The following is a 22,502-nucleotide window of genomic DNA, read 5'->3' as shown; positions in this document are numbered from 1 at the left end:
ACGAACCGTCCACGCGCTTGTCATACATCCGCCTTATATGGCCTTATTCTGCCTTCAGCCAACGTTCCGCCTGCGCGATCCAAGCGCCTTCGTCATCCGCCAGCAGCGTCTTCCATCCGAGCGCGGCGCCTTGCGGCAGATTGTTTTTCGTATCGTCGACGTATAAAATGTCCGCGAAGTCCGCCAGGCTCGCGTCCATGCGGCCGTAAATCTCCGGCTCCGGCTTGCGGCAACCGACCTCCGCCGAGACGATCACATGATCCGCCAGCGGATATATGCGCGCGAGCACCGGCGCGATCCATTCGGTCCGGTGATTGCTGAGGATGTTCAGACTCGCCCGGTCGCGCCATTCGGCCAGCCGCTCAAGCGCGGGCAGCGGACGAATCTCCGAGACCAGCCTCTCCCTAGCGTCAGCCCCGTCGATCGCGTGGAAGCGCCCGGACATTCGTTCCCAAAATTCCCTCTCGGCCATCGCGCCCGTCCATAAATCCGCTCTTACGTCTTTGCGGAATTGCATCAATGCATCATAGGGCACGTCGTAATCGTCCGAGAGGCCTTCCCAAAATTGCGGGGTATAATTGGTGGCGAGTACGCCGCCGACGTCGAGGATCATCGCTTTCTTGTGCTTCAACTTGCATTTCTCTCCCTTTCTATCGTCTACCGAAAGTATAGCATTCACGCACAAATCGTGAATAAGTTAAAAATATGGTGATACCGCCGGCGCGCCCGTTCGTGGTTTAATGAAGGCATATGTGTATGGATCTGACAACCTACATAAAGGGAGCGGGTGAAGCCCTCATGCCAGACACGAACGCCTCCTCCGCCGCGCCGTTCAAGCTAAGGCTCAAGGACTTTACGTCGTCCTTGTTCATCCGGCTGCTGCTGAGCTTCTTCATCATTATTGCGTTATTGGTCACTTTTATTTTTTACTCCGTCTTCAACTACGCGCCCGGGCACGTTCGAGGTGCTGCCCGCGGCCGCCTTCGCCGAAGTGAGCGGTTCCGCACGCACGGACGAACGCAGGCTCATTCCGATCGTCGTCCGCAACGACCGGATGTCCGATTTTTACATGATCGCCAGTACGCGCGGATGCGGCTTACGCCGGCCTGGATTCGAGCGTCGGTGCGTATCGCCGGTAATTTCAGATCTTCATCGTTTTTATGAAAAGGATAATAAGCTTGAAGGAGTGAAAAAAGCGACAAAAGCAGGTTTGGGCGGGAATAGCGAGATTGGAACGTTAACGCCAATCATCTGCGGATTGCCGATTTGGTCAGCTGCGGGCGCCTAGTTCGCAGATTTATTGAAATAAAAAAAGAGAGAGGATCTCCCTCTCTCTTCGGCAATAAACGGTACTCTGCGCTTGCATCACTTCAACTTGATTTTTTTCGTCCAGCTCTTTTCGTTTCCTTGGTCGTCCTTGAACGAAAAGCTGACCTCGCCCTCCTGCCCCTTCAGCTCGTCGGGGTAGAAGAAGCCCATGAACTGCCCGTCGCCGCTGATGTAAAATCCGTCTTCGCCGTTGCCGCCGTGCGCGATCGCGTCCGCCAGCGTGTTGACGATCTTCGTATCCCCGGAGGTCCAGCTCATCTCGGACAGCGCGTAGCCGGTCGGGACCTGCTTGACGACAAAGTCGAAGCTGTTGCCTTCGATCGGCTTCTCCGTCTGATCGATGACGATGAGGATCTTCTGATCGGCCGGCTCCTCGGACGCCGCCGCTCCCGATCCGGCCGCGGATGAAACAGGAGAGGATGCGGGAGCGTCCGTCGATTCTCCTGCGGAAGGCGACGCAGGCGCCGATGCGGGCAACGACGCGGAAGCGGAAGGCAAAGGCGTCGTTTGCGCGGCGGTCGAAGAAGCGCCGGCCGATGCCTGCGCATCCGTATTCGTTTTCTCCCCGCAGGCGCTCGTCATCAGCAGCGCCGCGATCGCGGCGGCATACATCCATTTTTTACGGTTCATCATTCGAATCTCCTCCGTTTTCGTTTAACGTAAAGTAGAAAGCCACGCCTCGCGACGTATTGCGAACCCCGAACTCGCTCCCGTGGAGCGTCAGAATATGCTTTACGATGGCGAGGCCCAAGCCCGTACCGCCGGTTTTGCGGTCTCTTGACCGCTCGGCGCGGTAAAATTGTTCCCAGATCCGGTCCAAATCGGCTTCGGCGATCGGCGGACCTTCGTTTTCGATGGTCGTACGTACTTTGCCCTGCGCCGGCCGCGTCACTTCAATCGTGAGCGTGCCGCCTTCGGCAGCGTGCCGAATCGCGTTGCTCAATAAATTCATAATCACCTGTTCGAGCCGCTTCGGGTCCGCTTCCACTTGCCATTCCTCGTCCGCGTTCGTTGTAAGACGCAGCCCCTTCTCTTCGATCTGCCCGGAAAACGACCGCAGCGCCTTTCGAATCGTCGCCGTCAAGGAGATCGCTTCCGGCTGCAATGAAACGGCCCTAACCTCGAATCGGGACAGCTCGAGCATATCCATGATGAGCGCGTTCATCCGATCCGTCTCCGTCACGATCAAGGACAGGTACCGCTCCCGTTTGTCGGCGGCAACGCCGTCCTGAAGCCCCTCGGCGAAGCCCTTCACGATGCCGAGCGGCGTTTTGAGCTCATGGGAAATGTTCGCGACCAGTTCCTTGCGCAGCCGCTCGGAACGCTCCTTCTCCTCGACATCCTGCTTCAGCCGCACGTTCGCTTGTCTCAGGTCCGCGAGCGCAGCCTCCAAATTCCGGGACATCGCGGTCATGCGGCGCGACAGCTCGCCGAATTCGTCGTTTGACCGAATCTCCTCATGCCCGTCGAATTCGAGCTCGGAGAGCCTCGTGGCCGATCGGGTCAGCCGAACGAGCGGACGCGAGACCATTCTCGAATAAATCCATGACAACAGAAGTCCCAAGACCAATACGACCGGCGCTAAAAAGACGATGTACCGCTTCAGCATGTCTACGGCTTCTCCTACCGGCTGAAGGGACGTCATGGCGAACAAATATCGGGCATCCCCGCGCTCCGGCGCGAACGGTTGCAGCATGGCCGCATAGCGGACCCCGCTCCATGGATCGGTCCATTCCGTCCGAACGGTTCCGCTGGCCATCGTCCGGATCGAAGCCTGCACGTCCTCTGTCAGCCAGGCCGAGAGCGCCTCTTTCATTTGCAGATCCTGATAAAACGGATTGTACGAACGGCGCTCCGGCACGAGGAGATCCGCGATCGTCCCGCTTACTCGTACGAGTCCCTCCTCGAGTGCGCGCTCCCCTTGCCCGATGGCGATCGGCTGCATGATCGTATCTTCCTCGTCCATATAAATGCCGTCGACCGACAGCCGGTCCCCGACCTTCAGACCTGGCGGGAGCGCGTCCGCCGTCATTCCTTCGCTTGCGAGCGGCACGGTGACCGTAATGCCGTCCGCGCGCAGCTCGAGAAAGTAGGGATTAACGGAAATGAGCTCGAAACGGTCATTCAACATAGCCATACTCGCGTCGTTTCGGTTCATGAATTCGCCGAGCAGCCGGGACCCGCTGCCGGCTTTCGTCTGCTCGGCCTGCCGGTACGCATCGCCGAACGCCGTCATGCCTCGTTCGATCGCATGGTCTTTGGACGCGCGATAAAATCGTTCGAAGAACAGCCCTTCGGCCAGGAGCAGGAGCACGAATACGAGGAGGACGAGAGCCGCGGTCACCGCGAAAAGCTTAACGACGACGCTTCGCCTTTTCATGGCGCCCTCTCGAATTTGTACCCGGTACGGACGACCGTGGAGATCAGCTTGCCTTCTGGACCGAGCTTGGCGCGCAGCTTTTTGATATGCGTATCCACCGTTCGCGGATCGCCGTCGTATTCGTAGCCCCATACCGAATCCAAAATAAATTCGCGTGCCAGCACCTTGCCTTCATGCTTCGCGAGAAAAACGAGCAATTCGAACGCCTTCGGCGACAATTGGAGCGGCTTCCCGGACACGGCGGCGGCATGCGACTGTCTGTCGATCGTCAGATCGCCGAAGACGAGCTGCTCGCCGTCGCGCCCGACCGTCCCTTCGGTCCGGCGCATGAGCGCCGCGGCTCGAGCGACTAGTACGCGCGGACTTAGAGGCTTCGTCACGTACTCATCGGCGCCGAGCTCATAGCCCAGAATCTGATCGTCGTCCTCCGCACGCGCCGTGATGATGATCACCGGTACGTCCGACTTTTCCCGGATGCGCCTGCAAGCCGTCCAGCCGTCCATCTCCGGCATCATCAGATCGAGCACGACCAGGTCGACGGCGTTCTGCTCGAACAGGTCCAGCGCCGTTCGCCCGTTATCCGCTTCGAGCACGTCCCAACCCTCCCTGACAAAATAATCCGTTATAAACTCTCGCATAAGCGCGTCGTCTTCAGCTAGCACAATCGTTCGCTTCATCGCCTCGCCCCCGTCTCTGTCCTGCCATACGGTACGTCTCTAACTTTATCGTACCCTTGTGTCCTTCGTGTGTACGCGCGAAAAACCAAAAAAATAGCGGCAGCCGGGACAAGTTTGCATGTCCCGGCTGCCGCTATGAAGGGGTTTGCTGTTCCTTATCTGAATTCCGCGAGCAACTTGTCGAATTCCGCTTCTGGAAGCGTCAGATCCTGCTTCGCCAGCGCTTCCGGCTTGAAGCCGACCGCCATGTCCTCGTACGACTTGCGCGTCGTGTCCTGGTAGATCAGGCCCGTCAGCATGCCGCGCGTCTCCATGATCTTCGTCATTGCCGCGATGCGGTTGGACGGATCGTACTCGGGGAACTGCTCGAGGTTAACGATGTTCTCCTTGAACCAGTCGTAGGTGTTGACCTTGTTGAAGGTCACGCAAGGCGAGAAAACGTTGATGAGCGAGAAGCCTTTGTGCTGAATCGCCTGCTCGATGAGCGAGGTCAACTGCTTCAGATCGCTGGAAAACGACTGCGCGACAAACGTCGCGCCTGCGGACAGCGCGATCTCGAGCGGCGACAACGTCGTCTCGATCGAGCCTTCCGGCGTCGACTTCGTCTTGAAGCCTTCCGCGCTCCGCGGGGACGTCTGGCCCTTGGTCAGCCCGTAGATCTGATTGTCCATGACGATATAGGTGATGTCCAAGTTGCGGCGGATCGCATGAACGGTATGGCCCATGCCGATCGCGAATCCGTCTCCGTCGCCGCCCGACGCGATGACGGTCAATTCGCGGTTCGCGAGCTTGACGCCTTGGGCGATCGGCAGCGCGCGGCCGTGAATGCCGTGCAGTCCGTACGCGTTAATGTAGCCGGAGATCCGGCCCGAGCAGCCGATGCCGGAGATGACGGCGAGCTGCTCGGGCTCTAGGCCGACGTTCGCGGCCGCCCGTTGAATCGAAGCCTGCACGGTGAAGTCCCCGCAGCCGGGGCACCAGTTCGGCTTGACGTTGTTGCGGAATTCTTTGAAAGTAGCCATTACATCTTCAGCTCCTTGCAGGCTTGATAGACTTCGGAAGGCAGGAACGGCGTGCCGTCGTATTTGAGCAGATTCACGATTTTATCGTGGTATCCGACGTTTTGCTTGATCAGATTGGCGAGTTGGCCCGTCGCGTTGTTCTCGAGCACGACGACTTTGCTAGCCCGCTCAAGGTAAGGCGCGAGCAGGTCGCTCGGAAACGGATGCATCTGACGCACCGTCACGTGATTCGTCGCGATCCCCTCCTGCGTCAGACGGCTTTGGGCCTCGTTGATCGTGCCGCCCGTGGAGCCCATCGACACGATGAGCAGATCGGCGGGCTCGCTCGGCCCGTCCGACTTCACGGCGTCGGTAATGCGAAGTGCGCCGAGCTTGTTCAATCTCTTATCCATCATCTTGCGGCGGTTGACCGCGCTCTCCGACGGACGTCCTTCCTCGTCGTGTTCGACGCCGGTCACATGGTGAATGCCGTGCTTCGCGCCAGGCAGCACGCGAGGGGAGACGCCGTCCTCGGTGAATTCGTAGCGCTTGAACAGCTTGTTCGGCTCCGTAGGCGCGAGCTCCTGCTCGAGCGGGATAAGCTTGCCGCGCTTGATCTCAATGCGCTTGTAGTCGAGCGGCTCGCACGATTGCTTGCCGAGCGACAGCTGCAGGTCGGTCGCCACGATGACCGGCACTTGGTATTCCTCGGCGATGTTGAAGGCTTCGATCATGTCGTAGAAGCATTCTTCGATCGTGCTCGGCGCGATGACGACCTTCGGAATCTCGCCGTGCGTGCCGTAGATCAGCGCATTGATATCGGACTGCTCCTGCTTCGTCGGCAAGCCGGTCGAAGGGCCGCCGCGCTGCGTGTCGATGATGACGAGCGGCGTCTCGGTCATGCCCGACAGGCCTATCGCCTCCATCATGAGCGACAAACCCGGACCGGCCGAAGCCGTCATCGTCCGCACGCCGCCGTAGTTGGCGCCGATCGCCATCGTGACCGCCGCGATCTCGTCCTCCGTCTGCACGACGGTGCCGCCGAACTTCGGCAGCTTCTTGATCAGATATTCCATCACTTCCGATGCCGGCGTGATCGGGTAGGCGGACATCAAGCGGCAGCCGGCCGCGACGGAGCCGAGCCCCATCGCTTCGTTGCCGATCATGAACAGCTTCTGTTTGCCGTCGGCTTCGGCCAGCTTAAACGCCTCGATCGGGCCGCCGGCCTGCTCGAGCACGAATTCCGCGCCCCGGCGTACGGCTTCGACGTTTTTCTCGACGACGGCAGCGCCCTTGCGCCCGAACTCTTCTTCGACCGCCCGGTTGAAAACCTCGATCGGCAGGCCGAGTAGCGCCCAGGACGCGCCGGAAGCGACCATGTTCTTCATCAATGACGTGCCGAGCTCTTCGGCGATCACCGTGATCGGCACCGCGAACAATTGGGCTTCGACGCCCTCAGGCACGACCGGCGAGAACTTGGCGTCCGCGACGATGACGCCGCCCGCGCGAAGCTCCTTCGCGTTCAGGTCGATGCTCTCCTGGTCGAACGCGACGAGGATGTCCAGGTCGTCGGAGATCGCCCGGATCGGGTGCGTGCTGATGCGAATCTTGTTGTTCGTATGACCGCCCTTGATCCGGGAGGAGAAGTGACGATAGCCGTATAGATAGTAGCCGAGACGGTTCAGCGCCGTCGAAAAAATACGGTCCGTGCTCTCGACGCCCTCTCCCTGCTGACCGCCTATTTTCCAAGAAAGTTGCTCGATCAATGCTTCCATCTCCTCATGCTTAGGGTGACTGGTATCAATATGGGCAAAGCCTGACGATCGTGCTATATATAAAACCGTTTTTGACTTTTACGACGCGTTGATCTAATAAATTTTATGATTCGTTATGTTAAAATGCAATAGTTTCAGGCGATTTGGCGCGATAATACTTTTTGAATTTGTCATCGATTTGCCTCTATCATTGTTGTGAATATCGCGCTTATTTCAGATTGTCGGTTAAAAAGCGCCGCGCATGGCCGGACAGCCAGCCGCGGACGAGCGGCTCGGGATGGCGCGCCAGCAGCGCATCGGCAAGGGCCGCATAATCGGCCGGTCCTGCGAGTCCTTGCGTATAGGTATCGATGCCGTCGAAGTCAGACCCGAATGCGATATGGCTCGCTCCGCCGAGGGCGCATACGTGCTCCACATGCCGCAGTACGTCGTCGATGACGGCCGGCCTCAGCGACTGAAGAAAAAACGGCACGAACGTGATCCCGATCAAGCCGCCCGCCGCGACGAGCGCGCGAATCTGGTCGTCCGTCAGGTTGCGAGGATGGGGACAAAGCGCTCGGGCATTGGAGTGCGAAGCGATAAACGGTCGCCGCGCGAGCTCCGCCGTATCCCAGAATCCCTTTTCGGACAGATGCGATACATCGATTAGGATGCCGAGCGCTTCGCATTCCGCCACGAGGCTTCGCCCTTCCTTCGTCAAGCCGGCGCCTCTCGGTTCCATGATGCCGTCGCACGCCCAGTTGGCCTCGTTCCAGGTGGGTCCGAGCATCCGAAGTCCGAGCCGATGGAGCAAGCGCAGCGCCCACCGCTCTCCGCGCAGCGCGTCCGCGCCTTCGAGCGTCAGCAACGCCCCTCGCTCCGAAGCCTCCGGTCCGAGTACCGCGTCCACGTCGGCGCCGTTCTGCACGAGGCGCATACCTGGCGCGGACAATATTTTATCGTGGAAAAGCGCCGCTTGGCGCAGTACGCTTTCAGGCGTTTTAGGCGTTCCCGTCGGTACCCAGATCGCAAAGGCCTGAAGTCCGACAGTTCCTTTCCCCAAGCTTTCGGCGGTCACGTCCAGTCCCCCGCCCGACGATTCGGCCCAATCCAGCTTCGGGTCGCGATCGAGCTTGCTGAGCGCGTCGCAATGCAGATCCGCGATTCGCATACGTCTCCCCCTCTCGTTTCAGAGCACGACAAAAAAACCTGCGGGCGCGCGAGAAGCGAGCTGCGCGGCAAGCTCCGCGGCATCCGCACCCATGCGATGGCAGGTCAAGTCTCTTATCGGACGGTCGCTACCCGCGGGTTATCTTGGCTCGACGATGAGCTTGATGGCCGTTCGGTCTTCCCCGTCGATGACGATATCCGTAAATGCCGGTATGCAAATCAAATCGACGCCGCTCGGCGCGACGAAACCTCTCGCGATCGCCACCGCTTTGACCGCCTGATTCAGCGCGCCGGCGCCGATCGCCTGCAGCTCAGCCCCTCCACGCTCACGTAGCACCCCTGCCAATGCGCCTGCGACGGAGTTTGGGTTCGATTTTGCCGATACCTTTAATACATCCATGACCAGTTCCTCCTTGGGGTTAAGGATGGGCTCACTAACCGATCATATTCGGGATGCCGGCGATTAATTCCTGCCCGTCTGGATTGACGCAACGATCTAATTTCACATTATTCAGAAAACGGTGTTTTTCAATTTGAAGCGGAACACAAAAACAATTTTATATGCGAAAAGCCGCACCCTGGGGTGCGGCTCCGTTTGTGCGTGATGACGAACTCGCAGGCATTAAGCCGGGATCCAGCTGTCTTCGTCCACGCGTATCGTACGGACGCTGACGGCTTTGCCCGTGGCTTCGTCGATGTCGACGAACAGACCGTTCAGATGCCACTTCGTCTCTGCAACCTGGAAGCGGGTGGGCATGCCGGTAATGAACTTGCGCAGCACGCTCTCCCGCTCCATGCCGAGCACGCCGTCCCGCGGTCCCGTCATGCCGGCATCCGTCACGTACGCGGTGCCTTCCGGCAAAATGCGATCGTCATTGGTTTGCACATGCGTGTGCGTGCCGAGCACGACCGAAGCGCGTCCGTCGAGATGCCAGCCCATGGCGATTTTCTCGCTCGTCGCTTCGGCATGGAAATCGACCAGGATGCACTTCGTCTTGCGCCGCAGCTCGTCCACGATCTCGTCCGCCTTGCGGAACGGACAATCGGACGGCGGCAAAAAGGTGCGACCGATCAAATTCACGATGGCCAGCTCCCGGCTGCCGCTCTTGATGATCGTATAGCCGCGGCCAGGGGTGCCGGGAGGCAGGTTGGCCGGGCGGACCATCCGGGCTTCGTCGTCGATGAATTCAAAGATCTCCCGGTTGTCCCAGGTGTGATTGCCCATCGTGATGCCCTGCACGCCGGCCGCGAACAGCTCGCGGGTGATCGCTGCGTTGATGCCGCGCCCGCCTGCGGCGTTCTCGCCGTTCGCGATGACGATGTGCGGCTGATACCGGTCCTTGAGCCATGGCAGCAGCCGCTTGACGGTATCCCGGCCGACTTGGCCGACGATATCCCCGATAAAGACGACTTTCATGAAATCCACCTTTCTGTTCCTTCGCCTGTCATTCCCGTAGGCCCGAGAACGGAGAAAGTGGCCGCCAATCGTGGCGGCCACTCCCCCGTATAGCCTTGCTGTTATTTGGCGTATTCGACCGCCCGCGTCTCGCGAATGACCGTGACCTTAATATGTCCCGGATAATCGAGTTCGCTCTCGATCTTCTTCGTGATATCCCGCGCGAGTCTGAACGCTTCGCCGTCGTCGACCTTCTCCGGCTGAACCATGACGCGCACTTCGCGTCCGGCCTGGATGGCGTACGACTTCTCGACGCCTTCGAACGACTCCGAGATGGCTTCCAGCTTTTCCAGCCGGCGGATATACGTCTCGAGCGTCTCGCGGCGCGCGCCCGGACGGGCTGCGCTGAGCGCGTCGGCCGCGCCGACCAGCATCGCGATGACCGAAGTCGCCTCCACGTCGCCGTGGTGGGACGCGATACTGTTGATGACGACCGGGTGCTCCTTGTATTTCTTCGCCAATTCTACGCCGATCTCGACATGCGAACCTTCCACTTCGTGGTCGAGCGCCTTGCCGATATCATGCAGCAAGCCGGCGCGTTTGGCGAGAGAAATGTCCTCTCCGAGCTCGGCTGCCATCAGTCCGGTCAGATACGCGACCTCCATCGAATGCTTGAGCACATTCTGGCCGTAACTCGTACGGAACTTCAGGCGACCGAGGATCTTGATGAGGTCCGGATGGAGACCGTGAACGCCCACCTCGAACGTCGCTTGCTCGCCGTATTCGCGGATCCGCTCGTCCACTTCGCGACGTGACTTCTCCACCATTTCCTCGATGCGGGCAGGGTGGATGCGTCCGTCGGCGACGAGCTTCTCGAGCGCGGTACGCGCGATCTCGCGGCGGATCGGGTCGAAGCCCGACAGGATAACGGCCTCCGGCGTATCGTCGATGATGAGATCGATGCCGGTGAGCGTCTCCAGCGCACGGATGTTGCGGCCTTCTCGGCCGATGATCCGCCCCTTCATCTCTTCGTTCGGCAGCGTCACGACGGATACCGTCGTCTCCGCCACGTGATCCGCGGCGCAGCGCTGAATCGCGAGCGAGATGATGTCGCGGGCGCGCTTGTCGCCTTCTTCCTTCGCCTGCTGCTCGATGTCTTTGATCAGTTGAGCGGTCTCGTGACGCACTTCCTGTTCGACCGTAGACAGAATCAGCTGCTTGGCGTCTTCCATCGTCAGGTTGGAGATGCGTTCGAGCTCCGTTATTTGCTGCTTATGAAGCGTCTCGATCTGTTCTTGGGTCTCTTCGATCCGTTTCTCTTTGTTGGCGACTTGCTCCTCCTTGCGTTCCAGCTGCTCCAGCTTGCGGTCCAGCGATTCTTCCTTCTGAACCAGCCGTCGTTCCTGCCGCTGAATCTCGTTGCGGCGCTCTCTAATATCGCGTTCCGCTTCGTTCCGGAGCTTGTGCACCTCGTCTTTGGCTTCCAGTACCGTCTCCTTGCGGAGGGCGTCGGCTTCTTTTCTCGCATTTTCTACGATCTGTTTGGCCGCCTCTTCGGCACTGGATATTTTAGCTTCCGCAATGGACTTGCGTACAACATAACCGATCCCAAAGAAAAGCACGCCAACAACGATGACGATCAAGACCCAGATCCATGACTCCATGGTCTTCACCTCCTCGTTGCATCACCAAGGCAAATCTTGGGACACCTATTTAATTGTGCTCCGGTTTCAGAACCGTTCCGTAGTCTCGCGTAAATCGTCGAAAATTCACTATCCGAATCGTTTTTTGGAAGGAAAAAGAATCGGTAGCGCGATGATGGAATACTCACTCATTGTATCTTTTGTGAAAATGGATTGTCAAGCAATGCAAGGACGTCCCTCCCCCGCTTGCCCCCCTGAACGAATTCACTCGGCAGGAGGCGCCAAGCGCCGGTTCGGAAAAGCCGCAACGGCAGGCGAGGACGCAAAAACGCGATGCGGCCCCTGCTCGAACCCGCTATTCCAGACCGTCCCCGTCGAACGGCTCCTCCGGCGTATCCCATTCCTCCGTCTCGGCTGCGGACGCAGACGCTTTGCGCACGGCTTCTCGGGCCGCCGCGCCCGGAAATCCCCTGCGCAGCAGCATGTTCATCAGCTTCATTTGGCGCTCCCGTTCGCTCTTGCCTTTGACGGAAGGCCAGCGCTTCACGGCCAGCGCCAGCGCGGAATTACGCTCTACCTCTTCATCGAGCCCCTTGATCGCTTCGTCGATCTCCCGCTTGTCCACGCCGCGCTGCATGAGCTCCTGACGGACCAGTCGGCTTCCTTTCTTTTGTCCCGTGACGCGCTGCTCGGCGAAGCGCTGCGCGAACATGGCGTCGTTCACGTAGCCTTGTCTGGCGAGACGCTCCAGGCAGCCGTCGATCGCCTCGGCCGCATATCCTTTGCGGGCCAGTCCCCGCCGCAGCTCCGCTTGCGTGCGTGCTTTAAAATCGAGCATGTAAAGCGCCGAGCGGTAGGCTTCTTCTTTTTCTTGCTCTTTGCGAAGCATCTCCCACTCTTCCGGCGACAGGCGCCGGTCCTTCAGGAGCCGCCACGCGACAAGCGTGTCCTCGTGGACGCCGATCAACGCCTGCTCCGTCTGGCCCTCCACCGCAATCGCAAGCTTGAACATGGCAGGCCGCTTCGCATCGGCCTCCACCGCCACGATGACGGCGGCTGCGGGGCCTGATAGTGTGACCTCTGCGTCATCGTAGTTCGTCTCTTCCTTCGGGGGACGGGCAGGCGAAGAAGCGCGCCGCGCGCGCGACTGCTCCCACTCCCTCTCGTCCGATATATCGACGATCCCGTCGGCCGGATTCGGCTTTGCTTTTTTTCTGATCATCGCCGGTCAACCTCCTCGCCTTTGATTGCTGCTGCCGTTTTTAACCGCATATGTCCAAAAAGGCATCCGCAGCTGCGGACGCCCTTAAGCTGTACCTATTATTCGTTTTCGAAGTCCGGCTCTTCCTCGTCGTCCGGCTGCGCGGCGCTCGTACGAGCCGCCACGGCCACTTCGTTCAGCGTAGCTTCGCGAATTTGACGTTCGATCTGTCCGGACAGATCCGCATGATCCTTCAGGAACTGCTTGGAATTTTCCCGTCCCTGTCCCAGGCGCTCGCCATTATAGGAGAACCAGGCGCCGCTCTTCTGAACGATATCCAGTTCGACGCCGATATCGATGATGCTGCCTTCGCGCGAAATGCCTTCGCCGTACATGATGTCGACCTCTGCCTGCTTGAATGGCGGAGCGACCTTATTCTTCACGACCTTGATGCGCGTCCGGTTGCCCACGACATCATTGCCCTGCTTGATCGATTCGATCCGGCGCACGTCCAGACGCACGCTGGCGTAGAACTTGAGCGCGCGGCCGCCCGGCGTCGTCTCGGGATTGCCGAACATGACGCCGACCTTCTCGCGAAGCTGGTTGATGAAGACCGCGATCGACTTCGACTTGCTGATGGCGCCCGACAGCTTGCGCATCGCCTGCGACATCAAGCGGGCCTGCAGGCCGACGAACGAGTCGCCCATATCGCCCTCGATCTCCGCCTTCGGCACGAGCGCCGCGACCGAGTCCACGACGACGATGTCGACCGCGCCGCTGCGCACGAGCGCTTCGGCGATCTCCAGCGCTTGCTCGCCGGTATCCGGCTGGCTCAGCAGCAGTTCGTCGATGTTGACGCCCAGGTTGCGGGCATACATCGGATCGAGCGCATGCTCTGCGTCGATAAAGGCAGCTTGTCCGCCGGCCCTTTGTACCTCGGCGATCGCATGCAGGGCGACGGTCGTCTTACCGGAAGATTCCGGTCCGTACACTTCAATAATCCGGCCCCGCGGGAATCCGCCGATCCCGAGGGCGATATCCAAAGCCAGCGCTCCGCTGGAATATGTCTCGACTTGGAGGTTGGCTTGCTCTCCCAGCTTCATGATCGAGCCCTTGCCGAATTGCTTTTCAATCTGGCGCAATGCCATCTCTAATGCGGCGCGACGATCGGACAACACACCCACATCCTTATCTTTTGATAGTTATATTATAACTTTTTACGAACCGTTTGCCAAGCTTTTTGCGAACATTTGTTCGAAAAACTTCCAAAAAAGAACCGTAGCAAAGTATTCTTCGCTACGGTTCTTCCGCAACTTTCCTATTCAATCTATCATAATTCGACTATTGGCGCAAGCTTGCTTTCTAGCGAATCTCGATTGAGAGAGCTGTCAATCCTTGCCGGTCAACCGCAGCCAAGCCAAGTACAACGCGCGCTTCGCGGCCCGGATCCGGATCCCTTCGCGGTCTCCTTGCAGCTGGAGCTTCTCTGCGCGCGCGGGTTTGCCCCGTTCGGCAATCCCGATATAAACGAGCCCGACAGGCTTGCCTTCGGAGGAAGCCGGACCCGCAACGCCGGTAACCGACAACGCCAGATCCGTGTCGGCCGCCTGACGGATGCCGTCTGCCATCGCCCTCGCGGTCTCTTCGCTGACCGCCCCCGGCGCGTCTTCGCCCTCCAGCAGCGCCGGATCGACGCCAAGCAGGTCCCGCTTCACGGGATTGCTATAGCTCACCACGCCGCCGAGAAAAGCGTCCGCGCTGCCCGGCACCGTCGTGAGCAGCGTCGCGATCAGTCCGCCCGTGCAGCTCTCCGCGCACGAGATCGTCCGACGTTGTTCAGCGAGCAGCCGGATGACCTCGGCTTCGAGCGCCACGTCGCTTTCCGAATACAGATAGCGTTCGCCTCGCCTGCGAATCTCCTGAAGCGTCGGCTCCAGCCTCGCAAGCGCCGCTTCGGCCGTGGCGGCCTTCGTCGATACGCGAAGCACGACTTCGCCTTCCTTCGCGTACGTGGCGAGGGTCGGATCGGTCTGCGCCTCGATCAGATCCTTGTAGAGCTCCTCGAGCGCGGACTCGCCGATCCCGCAGAAGCGAAGCATGGCCGAATGAAGCGCCCCCGCATCGCCGAGCTTTCCCTTCAGCCAGTAGGTGCCGTCGTTCAGGAACATCGGCTTCATCTCGCGCGGCGGTCCCGGCAGCAACATATAAAGCGAGTCGCCCGTCGCCAGCGCGCTGCCGACGGCCAAGCCGGCGTCGTTGCGGAGCGGCGAAGCGCCCTCCACGAGCATCGCCTGGCGGCGGTTGATCTCGATGAGCGATGGCGACCTGCCGGCGAACATCGCTTCGATCTTGCCGAGCGAAGGCTCGTGCATCTCGATGCCGACGCCCAGATGAGCGGCCAGTGCGTCGCGCGTCAGGTCGTCCATCGTAGGGCCCAGCCCGCCGGTGAAAACGACGAGATCGGCCCGCGACTCGGCGATCGCGATCGCTTGCTTCAGACGGTCCTCATTGTCTCCGACGACCGTCTGAAAGTAAACGTCGATCCCGAGTTCCGCAAGTCGCTGCGACAAAAACTGCGCGTTGGTGTTGACGATCTGGCCGAGCAGCAATTCCGTGCCGACCGCGATGATCTCCGCTCTCATGCGCCTGGTCGCCCCTTCTTGCCTTCGCCGGCCGGTGGATCGGACAGCGGGATGAGATTTTTGTTTTTAATGAAGTAATCGACGCCCGAGTAGACCGTGATGGCTGCTGCAGCCCAAACGGCGATCGTATCGAGCGGGAAGTGCACGTAAATGAACGGGAAGTTGTTCAGCAGCAGCACGATAATCATCGCAATCTGGATCGCGGTTTTCCATTTGCCCCACTTGCTTGCGGCAAGAACGGCGCCTTCGAGCAAGGCGACCTGGCGCAAGCCCGTGACCGCCCATTCGCGGCTGATAATGACGATGGCGACCCAAGCGTCCAGCTTGCCCATCTCGACGAGCGAGATCAGAACGGCGGCCACCAGCAGCTTGTCCGCGAGCGGGTCGAGCAGTTTGCCGAGGTTCGTGACGATCTTGTGCTTGCGGGCGATGTACCCATCCAGACCGTCCGTGCTCGCCGCGATAATGAACAAGAGCAGCGCGAACACCTGATTGTAGGAAATCGAATAGTCGCCGATGGTGAGCGGAGACACATCCAGCTTGATCAGCAGGAAAAAGGTCATGATCGGCACGAGGAAGATACGAACGAGCGTGATTCGATTCGCCAGATTCATGCGGACACCTCCCCATCGTCATGCCGGCCGCGCTCGGGCGCGGTACGGTGCGAGTTGCGGAGCCCTTGTCCGCGGACTGTCTCTACCATGAATGACTTCCCCCAGGTTTTTCGCCAGATTAAATGTTCAAGTCAGTATAAATGAAGCCTCGCCAAAGTGTCAAAATTTGACGAATCTCGTATGCGCGCCGTTAGCGATAGTTCGTAAATTGAAGCTCGAGCGGCAGATCCGCGCCTTTCAGAAGCGACATGATCGCTTGCAGATCGTCTTTGCTCTTGCCCGTCACGCGAAGCTGATCGCCCTGGATCTGGCTTTTTACCTTTAACTTGGAGTCGCGAATCAAAATATTGATTTTTTTCGCGTTTTCCTGGTCGACGCCCTGCTTGAGCTTGATATTCTGGCGAACGGTGCTGCCGGACGCGGGCTCGATCTTGCCGTAGTCCAGATTGCGAATCGGCACGCCGCGCTTGATCAGCTTGCTCTGCAAAATATCGATGACGCTCTTCAGCCGGTACTCGTCGTCCGACGCGACGTTCAGCGCTTCGCCCTCGAGCGCAATGCTGCTTTTGCTCCCCTTGAAGTCGAACCGGGTCTCGATTTCCTTTACCGCCTGCTGAACGGCGTTGCTCACTTCTTGAAGCTCGACCTTGGACACGATGTCGAACGAATACTCGGATGCCATATGTAGTCTTCCTTTCCGTATCATTGATTGTGTACATTATAAACGAAATGAAGCGGGGATTCCAAGACGACAAGCAGGAGCGGATTCCGTGCCGCAAAAAAAGAGAATGAGTGCGATTCGCGCTCATTCTCCTCCTCGGTTCGGACTATCTGCCGCGGGCCGGCTCGCGAAACAAATCGAGCAAACCGAGTACGATCCAGGCGAGCCCGAAGCCCAGAATGCCGTACCCCCAAGCGCTCGGCGTCATCAACCAGCCCAGCAGGCTGACCACCACGCCGACCGCGACCACGATCCAACTGACTGCCATTCGCGACAACCTCCATGCTAGCGTATCCGTTGCTTACACTAGCGTGTCTCTTCAGGTTGGCGAATATGCGCCGTCATAGGAGGTCAAGGCGTCGGGGTCGCCGGTTGGCCCGCGCCGTCCGTCACCGTGAAAATGAATCTTCTGCGGCCCGGAACGTCCTCGTCGTCGACGGCGATGCCGTCGATCTCGATGAGCGCGCCTTTGGCGAAGCCCAGGTTCACGTACAGCGGCGTCTCGCCGAGCTCGAACGTCAACTCCTCGCTCTGCTCCGGCGTTTTCCCGTAAATCGACTTGCCGGACGAGTTATTCTCATTCACGCCGACCCAGCTCTTCCCGCCGGGGAACGTAATCTTAAGCTGGTGCGTGCCCGCCGGCGAGACGTCGAAATAATAGCGGCTGTTCTTTTTCTCCCGGAACGTGACCGTCGTCTGCGGCGGCGTGGGCGTAGGCGTCGGCGTCGCGGTGGGCGTAGGCGTCGGCGTTGCCGCGGACGAAGGCAATGCCGTCTCCGTCGTAAGCGACGGCGGCGTCGACTCCGAAGGCTTATTCGTCTCCGTCTTGTTGTTCGCGTAATAGACGTAAATCACGACCGCGATCAAGATCGGGAACAGCCACATGAGCGAGGTGACGACCACTTTGCCGACCCGATCGTTGTGCTGGACTCTACGGCTCTTGGGCTGTATATAAGAAGGCTCCGGCGCGCCCGCTTCGGGCGCCTGCGCCTTCGGCAATTCCTTGTGATAAAGACGAAGCACCTCTTCGGCGTCCAGGCCTACCGTCTCGGCGTACGTCTTGACGAAGGCGCGAACGTAGAACGATCCAGGAAGCACTTTATAATCGCCGGATTCGATGGCTTCAAGGTAGCGTTTGCGTATTTTCGTAATTTCCTGGATGTCGTCGAGGGTATATCCCCGTTGCTCCCTCGCCTTGCGAAGCAGCAATCCCAGATCAGACACAAACTTCACCTCCTGCCGTTTCCATTAGGATCTGCTCAAATTCGTCAAAAACCGCCGTCAAGGCCCGCGGTCGTAAAATTCTCGTACGTGATCTCTTCGTCAGGCGTATTGCGCAGCTCGACGATGCAATCGAACACGTCGTAGTCGAAGCTCGATTCGCGGACGAAAATGTCGGGATGCTCGATAACCTTCGTCGAAGGCATCGCCATTATGTCCTGAAGCAAGTTGTAATGCTTGTCGTTCGAACGGATCGTGCTCACGATGCCGTCGATGATGAACACGTTGTGCGGATTCATCTCCTCTTCGGACAGCTGGCTGCGAACGGTCTGCCGGAGCAGCGTCGAGGACACGAACGCCCAGCGCTTGTTCGCGCATACGCTGCCCGCGATGATCGATTCTGTCTTCCCGACGCGCGGCATGCCGCGAAGCCCGATCGTCTGGTTGCCTTCTTGCTTGAAGAGCTCGCCGAGAAAGTCGACCAGCAATCCCAGTTCGTCCCGCGTGAAGCGGAACGTCTTGCGGTCGTCCGAATCCCGCTCGATATATCTTCCGTGGCGGACGGCCAGAATATCCGTCAGCCGCGGCGGACGCAGCGTCACGATCGAGATATTTTCGACCTTGGCCAGCATTTTACCGAGCAGCTCGATCTTTTCGTCGTCGTCGGTCTGCAGCAGCATGCCCCGTGTCCGGTCTTCGACGCCGTTGATGGTCAGGATATTCACTTCAAGCATGCCGAGCAGAGACGCGATGTCTCCGAGCAGACCCGGCCGGTTTTTATGTATCTTATATTCCATATACCACTGTTTCGTATTCATTAGACACCTCGTCGCCATTTCCTTCAAACTTCATTCTACAACGGTGAACCCGCTCCTGCAAAAGTCAGCAAAAGATTCCTACTAAAGTCCTACAAGCCACCGCGCTCCTCGCAAGTGAAGAACTCGCCGGATGCAGGCATAAACAGAAATAAAGAAGGCTCCGCCTTCGATCGGCAGAGCCTTCCTTCCCGTCCTTCGCCCTGCTCAGCTATGCTTAGCGAGCTTGACCATAAGCGCGGCCATCGTCTTGCGTTCGGACTCGTCGCCGACGTCCCAAAGCTCCTTCAGGACGCGTTGTTCTTCGTTTTTCGGATCGACTTTGTTATCCAGGAATTCGCCGATCTCGTACGCGAGCTTGGCAATCGCGTCTTCGCCGATCCCCAAGTCCTTCGCGGCCTCGATCCGGTCGCCCAGAAATTTTTTCCAGGACTCAAAGTTGCTGAGCACGGTAGACATCCGACATCCTCCTTGATGGGTGGGATCAATGCACTGATAGGATGTCCCCCGCCCCCGCACTTTATTCGAAACGGCCTGCCGCTACATCCGCCATCCGCCGGTGAGGCCGATGACTTGGCCCGTAATATAACCGGCGTCGCCCAGCGTCAAAAAGCGAACGAGCTCGGCCACCTCGTCCGGATCCGCGAACCGCTTCATCGGGACCTCCTCGCGAAGCTCTTCCAGCTCCGATTGGGCAAGCTCCGCCAGCATGTCCGTGTCGACGACTCCCGGCGCGACGGCATTCACCGTAACGCCCGCAAAAGCCATCTCGCGCGCCAGCGCTTTGGTCAATCCGTTCAACCCGCCTTTGGCCGCTGAATAAGCGGCTTCGCCCGCAGCGCCGACGACGCCCCAGACGCTGCTGACGTGCACGATCCGGCCGTGCCGCCGCCACGACATCGTCGGTCCGAAGCGCTTGGCCAGGCCGTACGCGGCTTTGAGGTGGACGTGCTGAATGTCGTCCCATTCATCTTCCTCGAGATCCTCCAGCAAGCCGTAGTGAGCCGTACCGGCTGCATGCACCAGAATGTCCGGCATGCGGCCCGCCTGCTCGAGAGCGGCCTTGAGCGCTGCGATGTCGGCGCTTTGCCGGACGTCGGCGGCCGCCACTTCCGCGAACGGGGCTCCGAGAGACAGGCACTCGGCGGCCACCGCTTCGGCGCGCTCGCGCGACCGGTGATAATGCACGATCACGCCCGCGCCTTCCCTGGCCAACCTGCGAGCGACGGCTGCCCCGATCCCCCGGGAAGCGCCGGTGACAAGCGCGCAGTAAGGCGACCGGCGCGCGCTTGCCTCTTGCCCTTCAATCGTCACTCGGCATCCGACCGGACGATGCAGACGGACCTGCGGCCGGTGCCCGCCAGCAGACGAAGCCGCTCGTGGACGTCGTCGAGCGTGATGCTCTCGTACAGGCGCACGACGTCGAACAGGTCCCCGCCCTTGAAGCGGTACCGGGTGAATTCGCCCGCGATCGCTTCGGGACTGTTCAGCATGCGAAGATAAGCGCCGATTTTTTTGGCGCGGGTTCGTTCGAACGAAGCTTGCGGCAAACCGTCCCGAATCGCTTCGTCGATCGCCGCGACGACGCGCGCGAGCAATTCGTCCGGATCCCTGGTGTCGCCGCCGATTACCGTAAAGGCGTAGCCGGGGCCCGTATTGTATTCGTGCCCGAAGCTGTCCGAGATGAGATTGTCGTCGTACAGACGCTGATAAACCGGGGAGCTCGAGCCGATCAGAACGTCGAGCATCAGCTTGGTCGCGAGCTCCCTGCGGATGCCTTCTTCCCCTTCGGGAAACGGTCCCGATTCTTTGAAGCCGATCATGCACTTGGGAAGCGACACCGGCAGCTTGACGACGCGACGCTCTTCCCGAACGCCGGACGGCTCGGCTTCGAACAGTCGCGCGATCTCACCGCCGGGCGCGAATGTTTTGCTTGCCTGGTTGCGCCGAACGCGCTCGAGCGTTTCCTCGGGATCGATCCCGCCCACGACGAACAACGTCATGTTGGACGGATGATAAAAAGTATGGTAGCAGTCGTAAAGCTGTTCCTTCGTAATCGATCGGACGGATTGCTCCGTGCCTGCGATATCGATATGCACCGGGTGCTTCGCATACAGCGCCTCGATCAAGCCGAAGTAGACGCGCCAGTCCGCGTTGTCCTTGTACATATTGATTTCCTGGACGATAATGCCTTTTTCTTTTTCCACGTTCTCGTCCGTGAAGTACGGATTCTGCACGAAATCGAGCAGCGTATCCAGGCTCTCGAGCGGTTCTCCCGCCGTCGAAAATAAATAAGACGTACGATCGAAGCTCGTGAATGCGTTGGCCGAAGCGCCCTGCTCGGCGAAGCGCGAAAACACGTCGCCTTCGGGCTCTTCGAACATTTTGTGCTCCAGGAAATGGGCGATGCCGTCGGGTACGGCACGCGCTTCCTGTCCTTCGGGACGGAAATGGTTGTCTACCGAGCCGTATTTGGTCGTAAAGGTCGCATACGTCTTCGTAAAGCCGGGCTTAGGCAGAACGAACACCTCGAGGCCGTTGTCCAACACCTCGCGATAAAGCGTCTCCTGCAGCTTCGGATAGTCAAGCTTGGACATGGGCCGCCTCCTCCTTCAGGTCGCGCAGGAAGTAGATCGTATCCAGTCCGACGTTCCCCGCGACCGCCGCGGCCTTGTCTGCCGTCACGGATTCGATCGCCGCGATCAATGCGTCCGCGCTGCGCTGCTTGCCCGACACGACGCCGTTGTAATCGAATGCGATCCGCTCGAATGCCGAGTCCTGGATCTCGCGCAGCTGGTTGACGAGCATCGCCTTCGTCTTGGACAGCTCCTGCTCTTCGATATGGCCTGCGCGCATCTCGTCGAGCTGCTCGCGGATAATGTCCAGCGCGCGTTCGTAGTTCGCGATCTCGATGCCCGACTGAATCGTGAGCAAGCCTTTATGGCCGTCGAGGCGCGACGAAGCGTAGTAGGCGAGGCTGGCTTTTTCGCGCACGTGAATAAAGAGCTTGGAATGCGGGAAAGCGCCCAATATGCCATTGTATACGAGCAAATCCGGGTAGCGGTCGTCGGAATAGGCGATCCCGGTCCGAAGTCCGAGATTGAGCTTGCCTTGCCCGACGTCGAGCCGCTCGACGACCGTGCGGGGCGCTTCGGAAGCGGACTTAATCTCGGCAGCGCGGTAGGTACCCGGCTGTCCGTCCGGGAGCTTGAAGTACTGCCCCGCCCACGCGGTCACTTGTTCAAGCGACGTATCGCCGGACACGTACAGGTCGAACACGGCTTCGTCCAGCCATTTGCGGTAGCTCTCGTACAAGGAGGCCGGCGTGATTTGCGGCAGCTCCTCCTTGCGTCCGAGCGCAAGCAGCCTGTAAGGCTCGTTTCTGCACATTTCCTCCAGGCACCGTTCCGCCGCGTAGCGGATTTTATCGTTGATGATGGACTCGATGCGCTTTTGGACGGTCGTTTTTTCCGATTCGACGTACTTAGCGCTGAACGCGCCGCTCTCGATGGCGGGCTCCGTCAGCGCCTCCCCGAGGAAACGAAGCGCCTCCTCCAACAAGGACTGGCTTGAGGAGACGAACGCATCGTTGATGATATCGAGGCGAAATTGAACGATCTGATAGTCGCCCCGCTTGTAAATATCGAAGCCGAAGCCGGCGCCGTAGAGTTCGTCGAGACGTTCGCGGAACTGAATCGTCTCCGGATAGGAACGGGTGCCCCGGCGAAGCACGAACGGCGCGAGCGCGACCGGCGTGACGCGGGATTCTTCGAGCGGCACGCCCGCGAAAAGCGACAATGAAAAGGTTTTGAATCGGGTGGTCGGCAATACGTGGACGCGCATCCGGCCGACTGCGCCGCGCTGGAACACTTCAGTCTGCAAGGCCTCAGATCCCTTCCCTGATTCTGGATTCAAGCCCATTCTAGCGCATGGTCAAG

The 22,502-nt window shown here is 59.4% G+C and carries 23 protein-coding genes; 1 reads left to right on the top strand and 22 read right to left on the bottom strand.

Annotated elements, in window-relative coordinates:
* Positions 1-43: 43 nt before the first annotated feature.
* The gene (locus BM235_RS18945; protein WP_090115796.1) at positions 44-631 is read right to left on the bottom strand and encodes an HAD-IA family hydrolase; all 588 of its coding nucleotides are present in this window, start codon (positions 629-631) and stop codon (positions 44-46) included.
* A gap of 125 nt (positions 632-756) precedes the next feature.
* Here BM235_RS18945 and BM235_RS18940 point away from each other — a divergent pair, with 125 nt between their 5' ends.
* Positions 757-1,164, top strand: a complete 408-nt coding sequence (locus BM235_RS18940) for a hypothetical protein (protein WP_090115795.1) — start codon at positions 757-759, stop codon at positions 1,162-1,164.
* A 201-nt stretch (positions 1,165-1,365) separates the two neighbouring features.
* On the opposite strand, the gene BM235_RS18935 is transcribed toward BM235_RS18940, so the two are convergent.
* The 21 genes from BM235_RS18935 to yfmF all read right to left on the bottom strand — a co-directional run bounded on the left by BM235_RS18935 (position 1,366) and on the right by yfmF (position 22,446).
* Positions 1,366-1,962 (bottom strand): hypothetical protein, encoded by a 597-nt coding sequence (locus BM235_RS18935; RefSeq protein WP_255374474.1) that lies wholly within the window; start codon positions 1,960-1,962, stop codon positions 1,366-1,368.
* A complete protein-coding gene (locus tag BM235_RS18930) occupies positions 1,949-3,709 on the bottom strand; it encodes a sensor histidine kinase (protein ID WP_090115793.1) in 1,761 nt (586 codons plus the stop codon). Before BM235_RS18930 ends, BM235_RS18935 begins: the two co-directional genes overlap by 14 nt.
* Complete coding sequence (locus BM235_RS18925) at positions 3,706-4,386, bottom strand: response regulator transcription factor (protein WP_090115792.1); 681 nt, start codon at positions 4,384-4,386, stop codon at positions 3,706-3,708. Before BM235_RS18925 ends, BM235_RS18930 begins: the two co-directional genes overlap by 4 nt.
* 155 nt (positions 4,387-4,541) lie before the next feature.
* Complete coding sequence (locus tag BM235_RS18920) at positions 4,542-5,408, bottom strand: 2-oxoacid:ferredoxin oxidoreductase subunit beta (protein WP_090115791.1); 867 nt, start codon at positions 5,406-5,408, stop codon at positions 4,542-4,544.
* On the bottom strand, positions 5,408-7,153 hold the full coding sequence (locus BM235_RS18915) for a 2-oxoacid:acceptor oxidoreductase subunit alpha (RefSeq protein WP_090115790.1): 1,746 nt from the start codon (positions 7,151-7,153) through the stop codon (positions 5,408-5,410). Before BM235_RS18915 ends, BM235_RS18920 begins: the two co-directional genes overlap by 1 nt.
* Positions 7,154-7,370: 217 nt before the next feature.
* Positions 7,371-8,312 carry a dipeptidase gene (locus BM235_RS18910; protein WP_090115789.1) on the bottom strand — a complete coding sequence of 314 codons (942 nt, stop codon included), beginning with the start codon at positions 8,310-8,312 and terminating at the stop codon, positions 7,371-7,373.
* Between the two features lie 138 nt (positions 8,313-8,450).
* Entirely contained in the window at positions 8,451-8,711 is a 261-nt protein-coding gene (locus tag BM235_RS18905) for a stage V sporulation protein S (protein WP_044877525.1), read from the bottom strand.
* Positions 8,712-8,933: 222 nt separating this feature from the next.
* Positions 8,934-9,728, bottom strand: coding sequence for a TIGR00282 family metallophosphoesterase (locus tag BM235_RS18900; protein ID WP_090116060.1), 795 nt, complete (start codon positions 9,726-9,728; stop codon positions 8,934-8,936).
* Between the two features lie 101 nt (positions 9,729-9,829).
* A complete protein-coding gene (rny, locus tag BM235_RS18895) occupies positions 9,830-11,371 on the bottom strand; it encodes a ribonuclease Y (RefSeq protein WP_090115788.1) in 1,542 nt (513 codons plus the stop codon).
* A 334-nt stretch (positions 11,372-11,705) separates the two neighbouring features.
* Complete coding sequence (locus BM235_RS18890) at positions 11,706-12,572, bottom strand: regulatory protein RecX (protein ID WP_090115787.1); 867 nt, start codon at positions 12,570-12,572, stop codon at positions 11,706-11,708.
* Positions 12,573-12,670: 98 nt separating this feature from the next.
* Entirely contained in the window at positions 12,671-13,726 is a 1,056-nt protein-coding gene (gene recA / locus BM235_RS18885) for a recombinase RecA (RefSeq protein ID WP_090115786.1), read from the bottom strand.
* 213 nt (positions 13,727-13,939) lie between these two features.
* Positions 13,940-15,193 carry a competence/damage-inducible protein A gene (locus BM235_RS18880; protein WP_090115785.1) on the bottom strand — a complete coding sequence of 418 codons (1,254 nt, stop codon included), beginning with the start codon at positions 15,191-15,193 and terminating at the stop codon, positions 13,940-13,942.
* On the bottom strand, positions 15,190-15,807 hold the full coding sequence (gene pgsA / locus BM235_RS18875; RefSeq protein ID WP_090115784.1) for a CDP-diacylglycerol--glycerol-3-phosphate 3-phosphatidyltransferase: 618 nt from the start codon (positions 15,805-15,807) through the stop codon (positions 15,190-15,192). The genes BM235_RS18880 and pgsA overlap by 4 nt, the downstream gene beginning before the upstream one ends.
* Before the next feature lie 190 nt (positions 15,808-15,997).
* Entirely contained in the window at positions 15,998-16,489 is a 492-nt protein-coding gene (locus BM235_RS18870; protein WP_090115783.1) for a YajQ family cyclic di-GMP-binding protein, read from the bottom strand.
* Positions 16,490-16,634: 145 nt separating this feature from the next.
* Positions 16,635-16,796 carry a hypothetical protein gene (locus BM235_RS32105; protein ID WP_177244254.1) on the bottom strand — a complete coding sequence of 54 codons (162 nt, stop codon included), beginning with the start codon at positions 16,794-16,796 and terminating at the stop codon, positions 16,635-16,637.
* Between the two features lie 83 nt (positions 16,797-16,879).
* Positions 16,880-17,752, bottom strand: a complete 873-nt coding sequence (locus BM235_RS18865) for a helix-turn-helix domain-containing protein (protein ID WP_090115782.1) — start codon at positions 17,750-17,752, stop codon at positions 16,880-16,882.
* 44 nt (positions 17,753-17,796) lie between these two features.
* The gene (locus tag BM235_RS18860) at positions 17,797-18,567 is read right to left on the bottom strand and encodes a DUF3388 domain-containing protein (protein WP_090115781.1); all 771 of its coding nucleotides are present in this window, start codon (positions 18,565-18,567) and stop codon (positions 17,797-17,799) included.
* 204 nt (positions 18,568-18,771) lie between these two features.
* Entirely contained in the window at positions 18,772-19,023 is a 252-nt protein-coding gene (locus tag BM235_RS18855) for a DUF3243 domain-containing protein (RefSeq protein WP_090115780.1), read from the bottom strand.
* A gap of 81 nt (positions 19,024-19,104) precedes the next feature.
* On the bottom strand, positions 19,105-19,878 hold the full coding sequence (ymfI, locus tag BM235_RS18850) for an elongation factor P 5-aminopentanone reductase (RefSeq protein WP_255374472.1): 774 nt from the start codon (positions 19,876-19,878) through the stop codon (positions 19,105-19,107).
* Positions 19,875-21,161, bottom strand: coding sequence for an EF-P 5-aminopentanol modification-associated protein YfmH (yfmH, locus tag BM235_RS18845; RefSeq protein ID WP_090115779.1), 1,287 nt, complete (start codon positions 21,159-21,161; stop codon positions 19,875-19,877). The genes ymfI and yfmH overlap by 4 nt, the downstream gene beginning before the upstream one ends.
* Entirely contained in the window at positions 21,148-22,446 is a 1,299-nt protein-coding gene (yfmF, locus tag BM235_RS18840) for an EF-P 5-aminopentanol modification-associated protein YfmF (RefSeq protein WP_090115778.1), read from the bottom strand. Before yfmF ends, yfmH begins: the two co-directional genes overlap by 14 nt.
* Positions 22,447-22,502 lie beyond the last annotated feature (56 nt).

This window comes from Cohnella sp. OV330 (assembly GCF_900112065.1).
Lineage (GTDB): Bacteria > Bacillota > Bacilli > Paenibacillales > Paenibacillaceae > Cohnella.
The sequence above is the reverse complement of the archived record's forward strand: the minus strand, read 5'-3'. Positions and strand labels throughout refer to the sequence as shown.

Bases quoted from the DNA above. Each gene is read 5' to 3' on its own strand.
- BM235_RS18860 (WP_090115781.1), bottom strand. From the start codon at position 18,567: ATGAATACGAAACAGTGGTATATGGAATATAAGATACATAAAAACCGG.
- BM235_RS18880 (WP_090115785.1), bottom strand. From the start codon at position 15,193: ATGAGAGCGGAGATCATCGCGGTCGGCACGGAATTGCTGCTCGGCCAG.
- BM235_RS18930 (WP_090115793.1), bottom strand. From the start codon at position 3,709: ATGAAAAGGCGAAGCGTCGTCGTTAAGCTTTTCGCGGTGACCGCGGCT.
- BM235_RS18910 (WP_090115789.1), bottom strand. From the start codon at position 8,312: ATGCGAATCGCGGATCTGCATTGCGACGCGCTCAGCAAGCTCGATCGC.
- BM235_RS18905 (WP_044877525.1), bottom strand. From the start codon at position 8,711: ATGGATGTATTAAAGGTATCGGCAAAATCGAACCCAAACTCCGTCGCA.
- BM235_RS18890 (WP_090115787.1), bottom strand. From the start codon at position 12,572: ATGATCAGAAAAAAAGCAAAGCCGAATCCGGCCGACGGGATCGTCGAT.
- yfmH (WP_090115779.1), bottom strand. From the start codon at position 21,161: ATGTCCAAGCTTGACTATCCGAAGCTGCAGGAGACGCTTTATCGCGAG.
- rny (WP_090115788.1), bottom strand. From the start codon at position 11,371: ATGGAGTCATGGATCTGGGTCTTGATCGTCATCGTTGTTGGCGTGCTT.
- BM235_RS18935 (WP_255374474.1), bottom strand. From the start codon at position 1,962: ATGATGAACCGTAAAAAATGGATGTATGCCGCCGCGATCGCGGCGCTG.
- BM235_RS32105 (WP_177244254.1), bottom strand. From the start codon at position 16,796: ATGGCAGTCAGTTGGATCGTGGTCGCGGTCGGCGTGGTGGTCAGCCTG.
- BM235_RS18920 (WP_090115791.1), bottom strand. From the start codon at position 5,408: ATGGCTACTTTCAAAGAATTCCGCAACAACGTCAAGCCGAACTGGTGC.
- BM235_RS18855 (WP_090115780.1), bottom strand. From the start codon at position 19,023: ATGTCTACCGTGCTCAGCAACTTTGAGTCCTGGAAAAAATTTCTGGGC.
- pgsA (WP_090115784.1), bottom strand. From the start codon at position 15,807: ATGAATCTGGCGAATCGAATCACGCTCGTTCGTATCTTCCTCGTGCCG.
- BM235_RS18870 (WP_090115783.1), bottom strand. From the start codon at position 16,489: ATGGCATCCGAGTATTCGTTCGACATCGTGTCCAAGGTCGAGCTTCAA.
- BM235_RS18940 (WP_090115795.1), top strand. From the start codon at position 757: ATGGATCTGACAACCTACATAAAGGGAGCGGGTGAAGCCCTCATGCCA.
- BM235_RS18900 (WP_090116060.1), bottom strand. From the start codon at position 9,728: ATGAAAGTCGTCTTTATCGGGGATATCGTCGGCCAAGTCGGCCGGGAT.
- BM235_RS18925 (WP_090115792.1), bottom strand. From the start codon at position 4,386: ATGAAGCGAACGATTGTGCTAGCTGAAGACGACGCGCTTATGCGAGAG.